This is a genomic window from Bacillus hominis (assembly GCF_018332515.1).
GTDB lineage: Bacteria > Bacillota > Bacilli > Bacillales > Bacillaceae_G > Bacillus_A > Bacillus_A hominis.
Window position 1 is genome coordinate 1 of the sequence record NZ_BOQD01000316.1, and the last position, 16,356, is coordinate 16,356.

Genomic DNA, 16,356 nt, shown 5'->3' on the forward strand with positions numbered 1-16,356 from the left:
GTGGGGGATGAACAAAACCCCCCACTGATTAAAGTTTCACTTTATTTAAAACATAATTGAAATTAAGAGCATTCCAATTCCGATAGAAGTAAAGGTTGCGATCAGGCCAGGAATCATAAAGCTATGATTTAAAACATATTTACCAATTCCTGTTGTACCAGTGCGATCAAAATTAATTGCAGCAACGATTGTCCCGTAGTTTGGAATGAAGAAGTATCCATTTACTGCAGGGAACATTGCAATAAGTAATGCCGGCGGAATACCAAGTGATAGTCCAAGTGGCACTAAAGCACGAACTGTTGCTGCTTGACTATACAGTAAAATAGATAGAATGAATAGTGCGATAGCAAATAGCCATGGTGCACTTGTCACTAAGTGTTGAATCGATCCTTGAATTATATTTAAGTTTCCGTTGAAGAAAGTATCTCCCATCCAAGCGATACCAAAAATAGCAACAACTGCTGTTGCGCCTGCTTTAAAGACGTTACCAGTTACAATGCTTTCCACATTTGGTTTACAAAAAATAATAATAAGAGCAGCAATGGTTAACATAACCATTTCAATTGTGTTTGGCATGGAAAGACGAGCTAACTTCCCGTCAACCATCCATCCCGGACGAAGTGCTTCAAATGAACCAAGAAGTACGACAAGGAAAGTTCCTACTAGGAAAAGAATAACTGATAATTTTGCGCCTTTTGAACCTACAAATTCTTTTTTCTCTTCAAGTTTAGGGATCATTCCCTCTTTTAATCGCTTCAAGTATTCAGGGTCTTCATTTAATTCTTTTCCCATTTTACTAGCAACGAATGCAGCTACCATACAAGCAATGAAAGTAGAAGGGATACTTACTTTTAAAATATCTAATAAAGTGATTTTATAGTCAGCTAACATTGCTAAAAGAGCAACTGTTGCAGCTGATATGGGGCTAGCTGTAATTGCCTGCTGGGAAGCGATAACGGCAATTGACATTGGTCGTTCAGGTCTAATTCCTGATTCGCGAGATACTTCTGCGATAACAGGAAGTACAGAATAAGCGACGTGACCAGTTCCCGCGCATAGTGTGAATAAATAAGTAACAATTGGAGCGAAAAATGTAATACGCTTTGGATTTTTTCGTAATGCTTTCTCAGCAAGGTGGACAAGATAATCCATTCCTCCAGCAGCTTGCAAAGCACCAGCAGCTGTAATTACTGCTAAAATCATAAGCATTACATCAATAGGAGGAGCTGTAGGTTGTAAGTGGAAGACGAAAACAAGTATTGCCATACCAACGCCACCCATTACTCCTAGACCAACTCCGCCTAGGCGTGCACCAATAAAAATGCAGAGTAGTAACGTAAGAAATTGTAGCCAAAACATGATAAACTACCTCCGAAATTCGTAAGTTAAGATATATTCGAATAGTTTAATTTGAGAGAAAATTAAATGAATATCCGTAATAATCCTTGTGTTATATACGTTTTTTATTATATAACACAAGAAATGTAACATTCACGTATTTTGTTAAATTATTTCGAAAAAATAATACATTAAAACTTTATATTTGCATCTCTAAATAAGTAGACATTTTAAATTTTATGTTGTAATCTTTGAAAGAGAATATTTTAATTCTCATAGAACTCCCATATCGTTCAACTCGTTCAGCGAGAAAGGCAAACTGATGGAAACATGAGGACGCAAAACTACAGGGGCTAAGGTCAAACGACTATGCTAGCCAGTTACCGGACGGATAGGGTTGGTCTTGACCAATGCTTTTTCATTGGTCTTTTTTTTTTGGTCTTGATTTGAGAATGGTTATCAATTGAATGGTGTGTTTTGAAATTATTATTTTGTATTAACTGAATTAAGGAAGGTAATGTGAATGAAAAAATATTGGCATAAGCTATCGTTTCTTCAAAAGAATGTATTGTTAACTGTACTCGTTATTTTAACGCTTGTTGGTAGTATGGGGGCGTTAAGTTTTAACATGTTTCAAAATAGTATGATGTCTATATTTGAAAGACAGTCTATTGAAACGGGAGATACGGTATTACATAAATTAGAGGCAGAAGTAGTAAGAGATGTCGCGAAAAACCCGACGGCACAAAAAGAAAAAGGAACTAAATTAACAAAGCAGTTAGATGAAGTTACAAACGAATTGAAAAGTGTTGGACAAACGTATGTTGTTGGAGCAAAAACAAATGCAAAAGGTGAGCTTCAAGTAGTTGGTTTGGCTACAGAATTAGCGAATGTTGTTCAAGTAAAACCAGGAGACTATTATGAACAACCAGTTCGTTGGATGAAGGCATACGATAAAGTAATGGCCACGAAAAAAGCACAAATGACGGAAATATATGAAGATGAACTGGGATCATGGGTAACAATATTAGAGCCAATTACAGATGGAAAAGAAAATATTGTTGCAATTGTTGCAGCAGATGTAGATGCGTCTATTGTTCCTAGTACAAAAAAGAAATTTATTATGCAAGGTTTAATGTTTATTTGTATTTCAGTTTTAATTGCGACTTTTATTCAATTCTTGATTGTACGTAATGCACTCGCTCCATTACAAGATTTACGTGAAGGATTACGTAAAGTGGGTGAAGGAGATTTAAGTATTGAATTAGTGGAAAGACAAGATGATATCGGTATTATTAATTCGTATTTTAATAACACAATTGAGAAGTTTAAAGGAATTATAGATAAAGTGAAGCAGACGGCAGAACAGGTTTCTTCATCTTCGCAAGAATTGTCAGCGAGTACAGCGGAGAATAGTATGACAGTTCAAGAGATTGCGGGTTCTATGGTGGGATTAAGAGCTGGTGTTCAGTCGCAAGAAACTTCTGTACAACAATGTTTATGGATTGTACATGAAATGGAAAATAAGATGGAAGAAATAACAGGGGCTGCGAAACAAGTTTCCACTACCTCAGAATGTATGGAGCAACATTCGGTGGAGGGTAATGGAGTTATTGAACAAATTATTAATCAAATGAGTTTAATTCAAAAAGCAGTACAAGATCTATCTTCTATCATTTATTCGTTGGAAACAAGATCAAAAGAAATAAGTGACATTGTAACTGTAATTACAGGTATTTCAAATCAAACGAACTTACTAGCTTTAAATGCTTCTATTGAGGCTTCACGTGCTGGAGCAGCTGGAAGAGGATTTGCTGTTGTCGCAGATGAAGTGCGTGAATTAGCGGAGAAAACGGAAGCATCGGCAAAAGATATAGCTAAATTAATAGGGGAGACACAGGCTGAAGCAGAAGAGGCTGTAGTTTCAATGCAGAAAGGTTCAAAAGAAGTGGAATCTGGAATTACCCTTGTTCAAAGTAGCGGTGCTTTCTTTGAGAAAATTTCAAAATCAGCACAATCTGTTACAAAGCAAGTTAGAGCCGTTTCTAGCAATTCAAATGATATTTGGCAAAATAGCCAAAAGATAGTTCAAGTTGTAAATGAACTATCTCATATTGCAAATACGTATGCACATAGTAGCAGTAATGTTGAAGCGAGTATGAAGGAGCAAGAAATGTCTGTACAAGATATAGCAGAATTAGCTACTTCTTTAAGTTGGCTTTCACAGGAGCTACAAGAGTTAATAGGAGAATTTAAAAGTTAATAACATAATATAAGACACCTCCTAATGAAGCTGAAGAAAGAATAGCAAAAGCTTGGATTGATGTATTAGGAATCTCAAAGATTGGTGTACATGATGATTTCTTTACAATTGGTGGAAATTCATTAAAAGTATTGGGAGCTTTAGCATTATTAAAAGAAGATTTTTCACATTTAATAATTCAAGATTGCTTTAACGAGAGAACGATATACGGATTAGTTCGAATTGAGTAGGAAATAAAAGTATAGAAGGAAGAAGTTGGATATTTTCCGGAAATAATGAAATGATATGTACGCTTTTGTTTGTTCAATAAAATAAATCATGCTACAATGAAAACGAATTAAGAACCGGGGAGCCAATTGGCTGAGAGGATGTAAGTATACATCGACCCTCAACCTGATCTGGATAATGCCAGCGTAGGGAGTTACTTTAAAGTGATGTAGCATAAGTTATTATAGAATAACTTGTATACAAGGCTTTCCTACATGGTAGGAAAGCCTTTTCTTTTTTTGAAAACTTATTTTTAAGGGGGATTTTATTATGTCACAACAAGTTACAATGTCATTTTCAGTAGTACCACAAGCGAAGAACAAAGATGTGTATTCCGTTGTTGATAAAGCAATTGAAGTTGTACAACAGTCGGGAGTTCGTTATGAAGTAGGAGCAATGGAAACAACGTTGGAAGGAGAATTAGATGTACTTCTTGATGTCGTTAAACGTGCACAGCAAGCATGCGTCGATGCTGGAGCAGAAGAAGTGATTACGTCGATTAAAATCCATTATCGTCCAAGCACTGGTGTAACGATAGATGAAAAAGTTTGGAAGTACCGTGATGAATATGCAAAACCAGAAGCAATCTAAAATAATTACAACAATTTGGCTTATCCTTCTCATTGTTATATGGGAAGGATCTGTTTCATTATTTAAAATCGAACCGTGGATTTTACCAAAGCCTTCCGCGATTGTTCAAGAATTAATTGGAATGAAAGACCTATTACTACCGAATCTGGCACAAACGTTACAGGAAGTAATAATTGGCTTGTTTTTTGCGATTTTACTTGGAACGAGTATTGCAATTCTTATGGACGTTATCCCTTTATTTCGTATTTTAATAAACCCGCTGCTCGTTATTTCGCAAACAATTCCAATCGTTGTACTTGCACCGTTATTTATTATTTGGTTTGGATATGGAATGTTGCCGAAAGTAATGGTAGTCATACTCGTTTGTTTCTTCCCAATTGCGCTTAGCATTTTAGAAGGTTTTCAAACAGTAGATAAAAACATGTTGAAGTTGTTACAAACGATGAAGGCAACGAAGTGGCAAATTTATCAGAAAGTAAAATTTCCAGCAGTACTTCCATACTTTTTCTCAGGTTTAAAAATTGCAGTTACATATAGCGTAATGGGGGCAATTATCGGAGAATGGCTCGGTGCAAGTGAAGGGTTAGGGGTTATGCTTACGAGAGCAACAAAATCCTTTTTAACTGCCCGAGTATTTGGTGTTGCAGCGATTATCGTCATGGTGACATTATGCCTGTATTTTATCGTGGAGTTTATGGCAAGAATAACAGCACCATGGATATATAGAAAGGACGGCAGAAAATGAAAAAGGGTTTAAAAGTTATGTTAGCTGCTTTATTAGCAGTAGGTGTGGCTGGATGTAATCCGGCGAAGAAAGAAGAAAGTGCAAGTAAAGATCAAAAAGTAAAAGTAGTATTAGATTGGTTTCCAAATACGAATCATACTGGCTTATATGTAGCGCAAACGAAAGATTATTATAAAAAGCAAGGGTTAGATGTAGAAATTATTCAACCAGGTGACAATGTAACAGCGGAGCAGATGATTGCTTCTGGGAAAGCAGACTTTGCGATAAGTGCACAGGAAAATGTAACATTAGCTCGTGTTGAAGGAATCCCAGTTGTTTCTGTTGGTGCAATTATTCAGCATAATACCTCTGCTTTTGCATCACTAAAAAAAGATAATATGACGTCACCGAAAGATTTTGAAGGTAAACGTTACGGAGGCTGGGGAGGACCAGCAGAGGAAGCTACATTAAAGACAATTATGGATAAAAATCAAGCTGATTTTAATAAAGTTGAGAAAATCATCTTAGGACAAACAGATTTCTTTAAATCAATTGGCCGTGATGCAGATTTCGAATGGATTTATTACGGATGGGATGGAATTGAAGCGAAGCGTCAAGGTAAAGAGTTAAATACGATTATGGTGAAGGATTTAGATCCGGCACTTGATTTCTATAGTCCAGTTATTATTACGAGTGAAAAACATACGAAGCAAGATAAAGACTTTGTGAAAAAGTTTATGACTGCAACGACAGAAGGTTATAATTTTGCAATTAAGGAACCGAAAGAAGCTGCTGATATTTTAATTAAAGCCGTTCCAGATATAAATAAAGATTTAGTACAAGAAAGTCAAAAGTGGTTAAGTACGAAGTATCAAGATGATGCAAAAGCATGGGGAGTACAGAAGGAAGAGGTTTGGACAAATTACACGAATTTCTTATATGACAACAAAGTTATTAAAAAGAAAATCGATGTAAAAGATGCCTTTACAAATGAATTCCTTCCAAGTGAAAAATGAGTGGATTACAAATAAAAGATATTGTAAAAGCTTTCGATGGAAAGAATGTATTAGCAAATATTAGTGCTGCTATACAAGAGGGAGAGTTTGTCTCTTTTGTAGGTCCGAGTGGTTGTGGAAAAAGTACATTATTAAATATGATTGCGAGCGTTGAAGAGCCAACGAGTGGAGAAGTGTTTTATAACGAGGAGTATGTAAAAAAACAAGATGTTGTTAGTTATATGCCGCAACAAGATTTATTACTACCGTGGCGATCGGCTTTGCAAAATATAGTTCTTCCATTGGAAATCGAAGGAAAGCCTAAAAAACAAAGGCTGACAGAAGGAATGGAAGCCTTAAAGCAGTTTGAGCTAGATGAATATGCAGACCATTATCCAGATGAGTTATCAGGTGGAATGCGTCAAAGAATTAGTTTCCTTCGCACATATTTATGTGAGAAGCCAATTATGCTACTTGATGAGCCTTTTGGAAAATTAGATGCGTTTACGAAAATGGAAGTACATAGTTGGCTTTTAAATTCTTGGCACCAAGAAAAGCAAACAATCGTTATGGTTACACATGACTTAGACGAAGCCATTTTGCTTTCTGATCGAGTATTTATTTTATCTCAAAGACCAGCATCAATAGTTGGTGAGGTGCAAGTGAAACTACCTCGTCCTCGAACGATGGATATGTTAACATCGCTTGAGTTAAAGAAGGATAAGGAAGAAATTTTAAGAGTATTAGCTCCGTATATGAAAAAATAGAAAAAAGTCTTTTAACAGTTTTTGGTATAATTGCTGTTAAGAGGCTTTTTTATATAGGAGGAGAAAGATGAAATCTATAGGGGAAATAGTGGATTCATTACACCAGATAATCTTGAAGAAGGAACAAAAGAAAAAATAGAGAATAGAATATAACAGAGTTGTTTATACTCGTAATATAACAAATGTTAAAGGAGTGAAAGGATAAAATGACTTTATCAACTGTTCTTCAAATGGTTTTAGCTTGATACGGGAGGAGTCTGCCCATTTTTAAAGATTAAGCTAAATTGAAGACAGCAGGTAAAGAACCTTAATCCTTTTTTACGATAATAAAGTGAAACTTTAATTATTGAGGGCATTCCCAATAATTATTAGTCTTCACCAATCGGGCTTTTACGGGCAGTTGATCTCTCGCTTAAATTCTGCGCATTCGCTGAATTTTGAGGTGAGAGTCTTAATGCTCGTTAACGGTGGCGTAAATTGTAATGGGTAAGGTGAATTCACCTTACCCATTTTTATATGTATAACTAAATAAGGCTTTATACTGTTGTTCTCTCTATTTAGCTCATGGATCATAAGTAAAGGAGAGAAGAAAATGAGTATATTAACAGTAGAAAATGTAAGTCATTCATATGGTGAGAAAACTATTTTATATAATACGTGCTTTCGATTATTAAAGGGTGAACATGTTGGGCTAGTAGGGAAAAATGGAATTGGAAAATCCACATTATTACGCTTGTTAACAGGAGAACTTATACATGATGATGGGAAAATCGAATGGTTTCCACATGTGAAGATTGGCTTTTTACAACAGCATATAGATTTACAAGAAGGCATAACAATTGAAGAATACTTGCAAAGTGCATTTTCTAACCTGTATGAGTTGGAACGTGAAATGTTAAAACTTACAGAAGAGATGGCTGGAGCAGGAGAAGTAGGAAAATTGTTAGTAAGGTATGGAGAGTTACAAACTATATTGGAGAATTCTAATTTTTATCAAATTCATACAGAAATTGAGGAAGTAGCAACCGGTTTAGGCTTGTTTGAAATAGGAATGGAAAAGGATGTTTCAAAGTTAAGTGGTGGTCAGCGGACAAAGTTGTTACTTGGGAAACTCCTTTTAGAAAAAGCGGATGTTTTATTATTAGATGAGCCAACTAACTATTTAGATACAGCACATATAGAATGGTTGCAATCATATTTACAAATGTATGAAAAAGCTTATATTATCATTTCGCATGATGAAATATTTTTGAACAATATTACGAATGTTATTTATCATCTAGAGGAGCGCGCCATTAATCGCTATGTAGGTGATTATAAGAGTTTTCTGCGTAATTATGAACTGCAAAAGAAACAATTACAAGCAGCATATACGAAACAGCAAAAGGAAATTGCACATTTAGAGAGTTTTATTCAAAAAAATAAAATTCGTAAAGCGAAACAAGCGAAAAGTCGTGAAAAAGTATTAGAGAAAATGCAAAAGGTTGAAAAGGTTAACGATGTATCTCGTGCCCGTTTTGATTTTAATGTTTATACTGAGCCAGTGAGTCGTATCTTACAGGTAGAGAAACTAAAAATTGGTTATGGTGAACCGTTATTTCCAGAATTGGATTTTCAAGTGAAAAAAGGGGAAAAGATTGCAATTATTGGTCATAATGGGATTGGAAAAACAACAATGTTAAAAACATTACTAGGACAAATAAAACCGTTAAGCGGTTCAGTTTCTGTTGGGGAAAGAGTAAAACCCGCTTATTTTGCACAAGAGGAATTTTCCTCAGAAATAACTGCACTAGAGAGAGTATGGGCAGGAAGGCCAGACATGACAAGAAAAGAAATCCGACAAGCATTAGCAAAGTGTGGATTGAAAGAAGAACATGTATTAAAACCTATTCAGTTATTAAGTGGAGGAGAACAAACAAAAGTACGATTATGCGAACTTATCGTAACGAAAAGCAATGTTTTAATTTTAGATGAACCAACTAACCATTTGGATGCAGAGACTAAGACGGCTTTACAGGAATCGTTAAAACAATATAGAGGTACGGTTTTAATTGTTTCACATGAGCCATCTTTCTATGAAGCATGGATAACGAAAATATGGAATATCGAAGAATGGAACGTTTAAAAATATGAATAAAGAAAAGGCATTAGCTTTTATGAGCTAATGCCTGTTCTTTGTGATTAACATGATTTTCGAGAACTCTTACGTGAGTACTTTTTCTTTGGTTATATTTATAATAATACTAGATGCCTTTCCCTAATAGGCTACTATCTTTCTTTGTATATATAGATAGTTTGAAATGGAATAAAAATGATTCCTATATGTAAAGGATAATGTGATTAGTATGGGAAGACAATAGAACTTAAAGGAAATTCATATGAACTTCAGATTAACTTCACATAAACTTCATATTAGAAATCGAATATAATCATAATAGGTTATTGTAATGTTCGCTATGATTCCTCTGACTTCGTCTTTGATTGTAATGGGTTTATCAGAAGGAATATCTCCCTTTTTATGCAATAGTAGTTTTATATAGTTAAAAAAACTGTACGGAGTCAATCTTGAATGACGTAGCAAGATAATGAAATTTCATGTAAAATAATAGTAAAAATATGTAAGGGAGGGAGTAATGTGGATGTGTTTTTGAATATTGCCGAAGAAAAAATTCGACAAGCAATACGGAACGGTGACCTCGATCATATTCCGGGAAAAGGCAAACCACTACAATTAGAAGACCTTTCAATGGTACCTCCAGAACTTAGAATGAGTTATAAAATCTTAAAAAATGCCGGTATGATTCCACCAGAAATGGAACTACAAAAAGATATACTAAAAATAGAGGATTTAATCGCTTGCTGTTATGATGAGACGGAGAGAAAAAAGTTACAAGAAGAGTTAACAGCAAAAACACTACGTTTTCAGCAAGTAATGGAAAAGAGAAAGATTAAAGATAGTTCAGCTTTTCGTATGTATCAGGGTAAAGTATTTCGTAAATTACGCTAAGAGGGATAAAATGAATAAATTTGAAACGATAGAAGAATTAGCGGCATATATTGATGAACAACAAGTAGTACTTCTGTTTATTAAAACGGAAAATTGCGGTGTTTGTGATGTTATGTTACGGAAAGTAAATTACGTATTAGAGAATTATGATTACGTAGAGAAAATAGAGATATTGCTACAAGACATGCAAGAGGTTGCAGGACGATATGCAGTATTTACAGGGCCAACAATTTTATTATTTTATAATGGAAAAGAGGTTCTTCGTGAATCACGCTTTATTTCACTTGAAAATTTAGAGAGAACGATTCAACTATTAGAGAATTAAGGGAGGTTTTTATATGGGGTTCGTTATAGCTGGATTACTATTTTGTGTTTTAATTTGGATGATTGCAGCATCAGTTAGATCAAATAAACGAAGAGTAAATCTTACTAAAGAGAGTAATAAACATAGTACGTCTAACAGCTCATCGCCATTATTTTTCTTTGCTGGATCGGATAGTGATAGTTCACATGATGGCGGTTCGCATGATTGCGGAGGATCTTTTGGCGGAGATAGTGGAGGCAGCTGCGGTGGTGGCGGAGATTGATGAGAATACGCCTTATATGGGCGTATTTCTTTTTAAACAAACGTTTGATTAGTTGGCTTACATATACATAATACCAGCTAAACAAGCGTTTGTTTAAATATCGTTGTCGGCACGCTTATGATTCAACTTGTACTAGAAAATATGATTGGAAGGGTAAATGGGACAATTTTACCACTGTTTATGGGTGCAATGCTAATTGGAACTTCACTAGCTGGGGGATTGAAGGAAATGACTCCATTAGTTATTGTATTTTGTATAGCGATGTCATTTACTTTATTAGCTATAGGACTAGTTTTGCGTATGCAAATAAAGAAGCTGTTGCTAATAAAGAGGCACTAACGAATTCGTTAGCTTCGAAATAGCTATTGTGAGGGAGCCTGTTTGCTCCCTTTTTCTATGGGGATCTTTTGACAACTATATGTACCAACTATATACTGATGTTGTAAAAATTTTTTTACAGGTTAGGAGAAAGATGTGAAAAATCAAATCTATGAATTACGCACTGAAAATAATATTTCACAAGGTGCATTAGCTGATAAGTGTAACGTATCAAGACAGACGATAAATGCAATTGAGAATAATAAGTATGATCCAAGCTTAGCGCTAGCATTCCGGTTAGCAGAAGTATTAGGAACAACTGTCGATAAACTATTTTTGTACAAGCTTTAGAGAGAGAAGTTATTGGGGAAAGAGAAAGATCCTCTTCTCATTTGAAGAGGATCTTTTTCTTATATTGTTTTAGTTTTTGGATTAGGTGGTGTAACGGACGTATCATTTTCAGGAACTCTAGTTAATAAGAATCCACCGATAATAAATAGGACAATAATACTAAGGACACCAGCGTTTGTTTTTCCTGTTAATTGTGTTGTGACACCTACTAATACTGGCCCCATAATTGCCGCGAATTTACCAAAGATATTATAAAATCCGAAGAATTCATTTGCGGATTCTTTCGGTACTAGTTTTGCGAAATAAGAACGGCTAAGTGCTTGAATCCCGCCCTGAGAAGTAGCAACCAACATTGCTAAAATCCAGAAATCAAGTGTCGTTTTTAAGAAATAAGCATATGTGCAAATAATGATATAAATGATAATACCGACATATAGCATTTTTTTACCGGTAAATGTTTCTGATAGTTTTCCGTATAATAAAGCGAACGGACAAGCGACAATTTGTGTTACAAATAAGATGATTAATAGATTAGTTGCACTAATACCGAGATCTGTTCCGTAAGCAGTAGACATAGTAATAATTGTATCGACCCCGTCAATGTAGAAAAAGTAAGCTATTAGGAACATAAATACAGTTTTATATTCTTTAATATTTTTAAAAGTATCAGCAAGGCGCTTGAAGCTCATTGCAATTGGTCTTGGATGACGTTCAATATAGTGTGTTTGCTCCACGTTTTTTAGCATTGGAATTGTAAATAACCCCCACCAAAGAGCTGTTATTGCGAAAGAAATTTGACTAGCAATGCCGACTGATAAGGGGATAGTTCCTTTTTGAGCAAGAATGATAAGAGCAATACAACCGATAAAAGGAATTGTGCTCCCAATATAACCTAATGCAAAGCCTCTTGTAGAAATTCGGTCCATTCTATCTTTAGAGGTAACATCTACTAAAAATGCATCATAAAAAATATTTGCTCCAGCAAATCCGACTAATGCGAGCATATAGCATCCTAGTAATAAGTACCACTGGGATGTTGGAACAACTGCTAGCATACTAGTAAACACGATGCCGAGTCCAAAGAAAAATGTGAAAAATCGTTTTTTAAATCCTTTATAATCAGCAACTGTGCCGAGAATAGGAGCAAGTATAGAAATTAAAAGTGTAGCGAACGAGTTTGCATATCCCCAATAGGCTGTTGAAGTTGCACCAGATAATCCAGCTTCTTTTGCAGCTGCTTTAAAGTAAATTGGAAATAATGCAGTTGTAATGACGAGCGAATATACCGAGTTCGCCCAATCATATAATATCCAGCTTTTTTCTTGTCTGGACATTTTTTTCATATAGTGTTCCCCCTTAAATTTGTTCTACTAACAGTGTACAAAAATAAAAATTATAAAAAGAGAAACAGTGATGATTTTTACATAACTTTTACATGTATACACAGTTCTTTACAATTGGAGTAAATCCTCTACAATTGATCCGTCTGTTTCACCTAAGTGCAAACCGAGTAGTTTAGCGATAGTTGGACCTTCATCAATCAGTCTCATATACGGGATGGTAACGCCGCTTTTTATACCTTTCCCAGCGGCAATAAAAATTGTTTCGTAGTTAGGTTTTGTTGGAGAGTATCCATGAGTTCCAAATGTATATTTTTTACTAGGCGTCACATCTTGTTTAGTAATTTCTTTTATAAAATCTCCTGTATAGTTTTCAGTGAAATAATACCCTTCTTGTGCTTCTAACATGAATAAACAATTACTGTCCGCACCGCACTCTTTCGCATCCTCATCATGAAGTATAAATTCAATTCCGTTTTGTTTATTTTGAAGCAGTTCTTCAAGGAGTAGTTGTACTTCTCGAATTGTATCCGTATCGTTTTTGTCTCTCACATATACATAGGCAGACCCGTCGCAACTTTGGCAATAGGCCTTCCAATCTACTAATTTTCCTTTTGAATTTATAGATATAAGCCCTTTTTGATGAAATAGCACATTCAATTGAATGGCTTTGTTTTCACTTAAAGCGCTATGGTCACCAAGAGCAATAATTGTACTTTCTTCGTATAGGCCACTTTCTTTTAAAGCTTGAATAATTTTCCCTAGCCGTTCATCATGTCTATGAATTGCAGCTATTGTTTCTTTGGATTCAAACCCATGATAGTGCCTCTGGGTGTCTAAATCAGTAAAATGTACAAACATAACATTAGGCTTTTTCGTATGGATTGTATGTACGGCAGAAGCAAGGACGAAATCATCAAGTTCAGGCTGTGACAATCCATTTCGTATATGACCGAAACGTCGATTTAAATCTAATTGGTATAGCGGACTACCGCTAAATAATGAAACTAAAACTTGATTTTGCCATGGTCTATTTGGAAAAATTTCCGGTAAATTGTAATCAATGTTTGCTCTTCCAGTAACAGGCCATAAAAGGGCAGCAGTCTTTAAGTTTGCTTTATGTGCTTCATCATATAATGTTGTTCCTTTTATCGATTTTCGGTACCAATGCCAATCTGGGGATTCACGCCCTGGTTGAAGTAACGTATTACTGACAACGCCATGCTTATTAGGATAATTACCGGTTACGATTGTTGAGTGACTTGGATATGTTACAGAAGGATAAATAGGTTCCACCTTTTTTGCAATCGCACCCTTGTTTATTAATGTTTGGAAATTAGGGAGTTTTTGTAATATAGGAAAATCTAAAGCTGATAAACAGTCGAAAGATAATATGATGACATGATTTGTTAATGCTTTACTCATAAAATAGACCTCCTGATTATATAAAACCTATTCTTATATATTACTATTAATACCTAGTAATAAAAATATGTTTCTGAATAAAATTCCGGTATTTATTTTCAGAAAAATTAAACATATAATGAGTATAAGGGAATGAATGGAAGGTGGGAATACTATGGATTGGCTAGATGGCTTTGGTATCTTTTACATCATTGGTGGAATCACTATTTTTCTTGTATTTGCTATTTCGTATTTACTAAAGAAACGGTTTCCAGACAAACAGTTTGATATTATATTTGCACTTAGTTTAATACTTCTTTGCTTAGCATCCTTTCCCGTTACAATGATGGTTATTGGTGGATGGGAAGGAATGGGATATGGATTTATTGGTTTCTTCGTTCTACTAGGTACACTTATCGGTATGATTGCACATCAACTTGTAAAAATCTCGCGAAAAAGCTACGTATAAAACTGCAAAAAATGAAAAGAATATATAATAATTAGAAAATTAGCTATTGTTTAAAAAAAGAATTTGTATTATGATATTCAACAAATTTATTTCGTTATAACGATGAAAAAGGACTAGTACATGTCTTACCTTTTTGCAGAGAGAGAATCCGTTTGGCTGAAAGATTCTTAAAAAGGCGATATGGAACCTACCTTTGAGTTCTGCATATGCAGCGGGAAATTCCCGTTATCAAAAAGAGAGCATACTCAATTTTTTTGTGTATGAATCAGGGTGGTAACGCCGGCAAAGCTCGGTCCCTATTTGGGGACGCGGGCTTTTTTGTATTTTCAAAAGGAGGAAGACTGACTATGGCAAAAGAACAAGTACAAGCTATTACGAAGATGGAAGAAGATTTTGCACAGTGGTACACCGATATTGTAAAAAAAGCAGAACTTGTTGATTATTCAAGTGTGAAAGGGTGTATGATTCTACGTCCGTACGGTTATGCCTTATGGGAAAATATGCAGAAAGTGATGGATGAAAAGTTAAAAGAAACTGGTCATGAGAATGTGTATATGCCAATGTTTATCCCAGAGAGTTTATTGCAAAAAGAGAAGGATCATGTTGAAGGATTTGCTCCTGAAGTAGCATGGGTTACGCACGGAGGTGATGAAAAGTTAACGGAAAGGCTTTGTGTACGTCCTACATCTGAAACTTTATTCTGTGAGCATTTCTCAAAGATTGTGCAATCATATAATGATTTGCCAAAGCTATATAATCAGTGGTGTTCAGTAGTTCGTTGGGAGAAGACAACGAGACCATTCCTTCGTACAACTGAATTTTTATGGCAAGAAGGTCATACGATTCATGAAACGGCAGAAGAATCGCAAGCTGAAACGTTAAATATTTTAAATCTATATGCTTCTTTCTGTGAAGAATACTTAGCGATACCAGTAATTAAAGGGCAAAAAACAGAAAAAGAAAAGTTTGCGGGAGCGAAGGCAACTTATACGATTGAAAGCTTAATGCATGATGGAAAAGCCCTTCAAACAGGAACCTCTCATAACTTTGGAACAAATTTCTCTGAAGCATTTGATATTAAATTTTTAGATCGTAACGGTAAGTGGCAATATGTACACCAAACATCTTGGGGGGTATCAACAAGAATGATAGGTGGACTTATTATGGTTCATAGTGATAACAATGGGCTTGTAATGCCTCCAAAAGTAGCACCAGTACAAGTTGCTATCGTACCAATTGCTCAGCATAAAGAAGGTGTGTTAGAAAAAGCAACAGAGTTACAAGGACGTATTCAGAAGGTTGCACGTGTAAAAATAGATGCTAGCAATAAAACACCTGGTTGGAAATTTAATGAGTATGAAATGAAGGGAATTCCAATTCGATTAGAAGTTGGCCCAAAGGATATTGACAAGAATCAAGTTGTACTTGTAAGAAGAGATACGAAAGAAAAAGAATTTATATCAATGGATCAATTAGAAGAACGCATTCCAGCATTACTTGAGGAAATTCATCATTCTTTATTTAATAAAGCAAAAGTATTTCGCGATGAGAATACGTATAGTGTGATGAATTTCGAAGAGATGAAAAAAGCAGCTGATGAAAAGCAAGGGTTTATTAAGGCGATGTGGTGTGGAGAACTAGCTTGTGAAGAGAAACTAAAAGAAGAGGTTGGAGTATCTTCACGCTGTATGCCTTTTGAACAAGAACATTTAGCTGACGAATGTATTTGCTGTAGTAAAGAAGCGAAGCACATGGTCTATTGGGGAAAAGCATATTAATACTCTTTCTGATAGATGCCAAAAGGACTTTGGGTTGCATAATAAACTGCAATCCAAAGTCCTTTTTAGTTTTATCCCGCTATTTGCGGGCAGTAAAACTCCCACCTCGAAATTCGGCTGGAGCAAAGAAGCTAGGTGGAAGCCCTGCTGCCCGTAA

At 35.2% G+C, this 16,356-nt stretch carries 15 protein-coding genes, 2 pseudogenes, 2 riboswitches and 1 other annotated feature; of the genes and pseudogenes, 14 read left to right on the forward strand and 3 right to left on the reverse strand.

What is annotated here, in order from left to right; all coding sequences use genetic code 11:
* Positions 1-45: 45 nt before the first annotated feature.
* Complete coding sequence (locus KI356_RS23330; protein ID WP_212936606.1) at positions 46-1,359, reverse strand: anaerobic C4-dicarboxylate transporter family protein; 1,314 nt, start codon at positions 1,357-1,359, stop codon at positions 46-48.
* A gap of 282 nt (positions 1,360-1,641) precedes the next feature.
* Positions 1,642-1,726: riboswitch (cyclic di-GMP riboswitch) on the forward strand.
* 135 nt (positions 1,727-1,861) lie between these two features.
* On the opposite strand from KI356_RS23330, the gene KI356_RS23335 reads away from it, so the two are divergent.
* From KI356_RS23335 to KI356_RS23390, 12 genes and pseudogenes are all read left to right on the forward strand, one after another.
* Complete coding sequence (locus KI356_RS23335) at positions 1,862-3,601, forward strand: methyl-accepting chemotaxis protein (RefSeq protein ID WP_212936607.1); 1,740 nt, start codon at positions 1,862-1,864, stop codon at positions 3,599-3,601.
* An 8-nt stretch (positions 3,602-3,609) separates the two neighbouring features.
* A pseudogene (locus tag KI356_RS23340) lies at positions 3,610-3,828 on the forward strand (phosphopantetheine-binding protein); the annotation flags it as partial.
* Positions 3,829-3,936: 108 nt separating this feature from the next.
* Positions 3,937-4,038, forward strand: a riboswitch (TPP riboswitch).
* A 100-nt stretch (positions 4,039-4,138) separates the two neighbouring features.
* Positions 4,139-4,459 (forward strand): MTH1187 family thiamine-binding protein, encoded by a 321-nt coding sequence (locus tag KI356_RS23345; protein ID WP_088231771.1) that lies wholly within the window; start codon positions 4,139-4,141, stop codon positions 4,457-4,459.
* On the forward strand, positions 4,431-5,204 hold the full coding sequence (locus KI356_RS23350; protein WP_097904920.1) for an ABC transporter permease: 774 nt from the start codon (positions 4,431-4,433) through the stop codon (positions 5,202-5,204). Before KI356_RS23345 ends, KI356_RS23350 begins: the two co-directional genes overlap by 29 nt.
* Complete coding sequence (locus KI356_RS23355) at positions 5,201-6,199, forward strand: ABC transporter substrate-binding protein (protein ID WP_128282617.1); 999 nt, start codon at positions 5,201-5,203, stop codon at positions 6,197-6,199. The genes KI356_RS23350 and KI356_RS23355 overlap by 4 nt, the downstream gene beginning before the upstream one ends.
* The gene (locus KI356_RS23360; RefSeq protein WP_128282616.1) at positions 6,196-6,945 is read left to right on the forward strand and encodes an ABC transporter ATP-binding protein; all 750 of its coding nucleotides are present in this window, start codon (positions 6,196-6,198) and stop codon (positions 6,943-6,945) included. Before KI356_RS23355 ends, KI356_RS23360 begins: the two co-directional genes overlap by 4 nt.
* Positions 6,946-7,537: 592 nt before the next feature.
* Positions 7,538-9,070 carry an ABC-F family ATP-binding cassette domain-containing protein gene (locus KI356_RS23365; protein WP_212936608.1) on the forward strand — a complete coding sequence of 511 codons (1,533 nt, stop codon included), beginning with the start codon at positions 7,538-7,540 and terminating at the stop codon, positions 9,068-9,070.
* A 510-nt stretch (positions 9,071-9,580) separates the two neighbouring features.
* Complete coding sequence (locus KI356_RS23370; protein ID WP_212936609.1) at positions 9,581-9,952, forward strand: DnaJ family domain-containing protein; 372 nt, start codon at positions 9,581-9,583, stop codon at positions 9,950-9,952.
* Positions 9,953-9,962: 10 nt separating this feature from the next.
* Positions 9,963-10,277 (forward strand): thioredoxin family protein, encoded by a 315-nt coding sequence (locus tag KI356_RS23375; RefSeq protein ID WP_212936610.1) that lies wholly within the window; start codon positions 9,963-9,965, stop codon positions 10,275-10,277.
* A gap of 13 nt (positions 10,278-10,290) precedes the next feature.
* Entirely contained in the window at positions 10,291-10,539 is a 249-nt protein-coding gene (locus KI356_RS23380) for a hypothetical protein (protein ID WP_212936611.1), read from the forward strand.
* A gap of 90 nt (positions 10,540-10,629) precedes the next feature.
* Positions 10,630-10,901 (forward strand): annotated as a pseudogene (locus tag KI356_RS23385) (MFS transporter); the annotation flags it as partial.
* Positions 10,902-11,013: 112 nt separating this feature from the next.
* A complete protein-coding gene (locus KI356_RS23390; protein WP_000795763.1) occupies positions 11,014-11,208 on the forward strand; it encodes a helix-turn-helix transcriptional regulator in 195 nt (64 codons plus the stop codon).
* Between the two features lie 59 nt (positions 11,209-11,267).
* Here KI356_RS23390 and KI356_RS23395 read toward each other — a convergent pair whose 3' ends face one another.
* Both KI356_RS23395 and KI356_RS23400 read right to left on the reverse strand, forming a co-directional pair.
* Positions 11,268-12,551 carry an MFS transporter gene (locus KI356_RS23395; RefSeq protein WP_212936612.1) on the reverse strand — a complete coding sequence of 428 codons (1,284 nt, stop codon included), beginning with the start codon at positions 12,549-12,551 and terminating at the stop codon, positions 11,268-11,270.
* A 108-nt stretch (positions 12,552-12,659) separates the two neighbouring features.
* Positions 12,660-13,973: an alkaline phosphatase family protein gene (locus KI356_RS23400; RefSeq protein WP_212936613.1), complete on the reverse strand. Its 1,314-nt coding sequence runs from the start codon at positions 13,971-13,973 to the stop codon at positions 12,660-12,662.
* 154 nt (positions 13,974-14,127) lie between these two features.
* Between KI356_RS23400 and KI356_RS23405 the strand changes: the two genes are divergently transcribed.
* Together KI356_RS23405 and proS are read left to right on the forward strand one after the other, a co-directional pair.
* Positions 14,128-14,421 carry a YesK-like family protein gene (locus tag KI356_RS23405; protein ID WP_071747284.1) on the forward strand — a complete coding sequence of 98 codons (294 nt, stop codon included), beginning with the start codon at positions 14,128-14,130 and terminating at the stop codon, positions 14,419-14,421.
* A gap of 93 nt (positions 14,422-14,514) precedes the next feature.
* Positions 14,515-14,722: a binding site (T-box leader), on the forward strand.
* Positions 14,723-14,768: 46 nt separating this feature from the next.
* Complete coding sequence (gene proS / locus KI356_RS23410) at positions 14,769-16,199, forward strand: proline--tRNA ligase (RefSeq protein ID WP_212936614.1); 1,431 nt, start codon at positions 14,769-14,771, stop codon at positions 16,197-16,199.
* Positions 16,200-16,356: the final 157 nt, after the last annotated feature.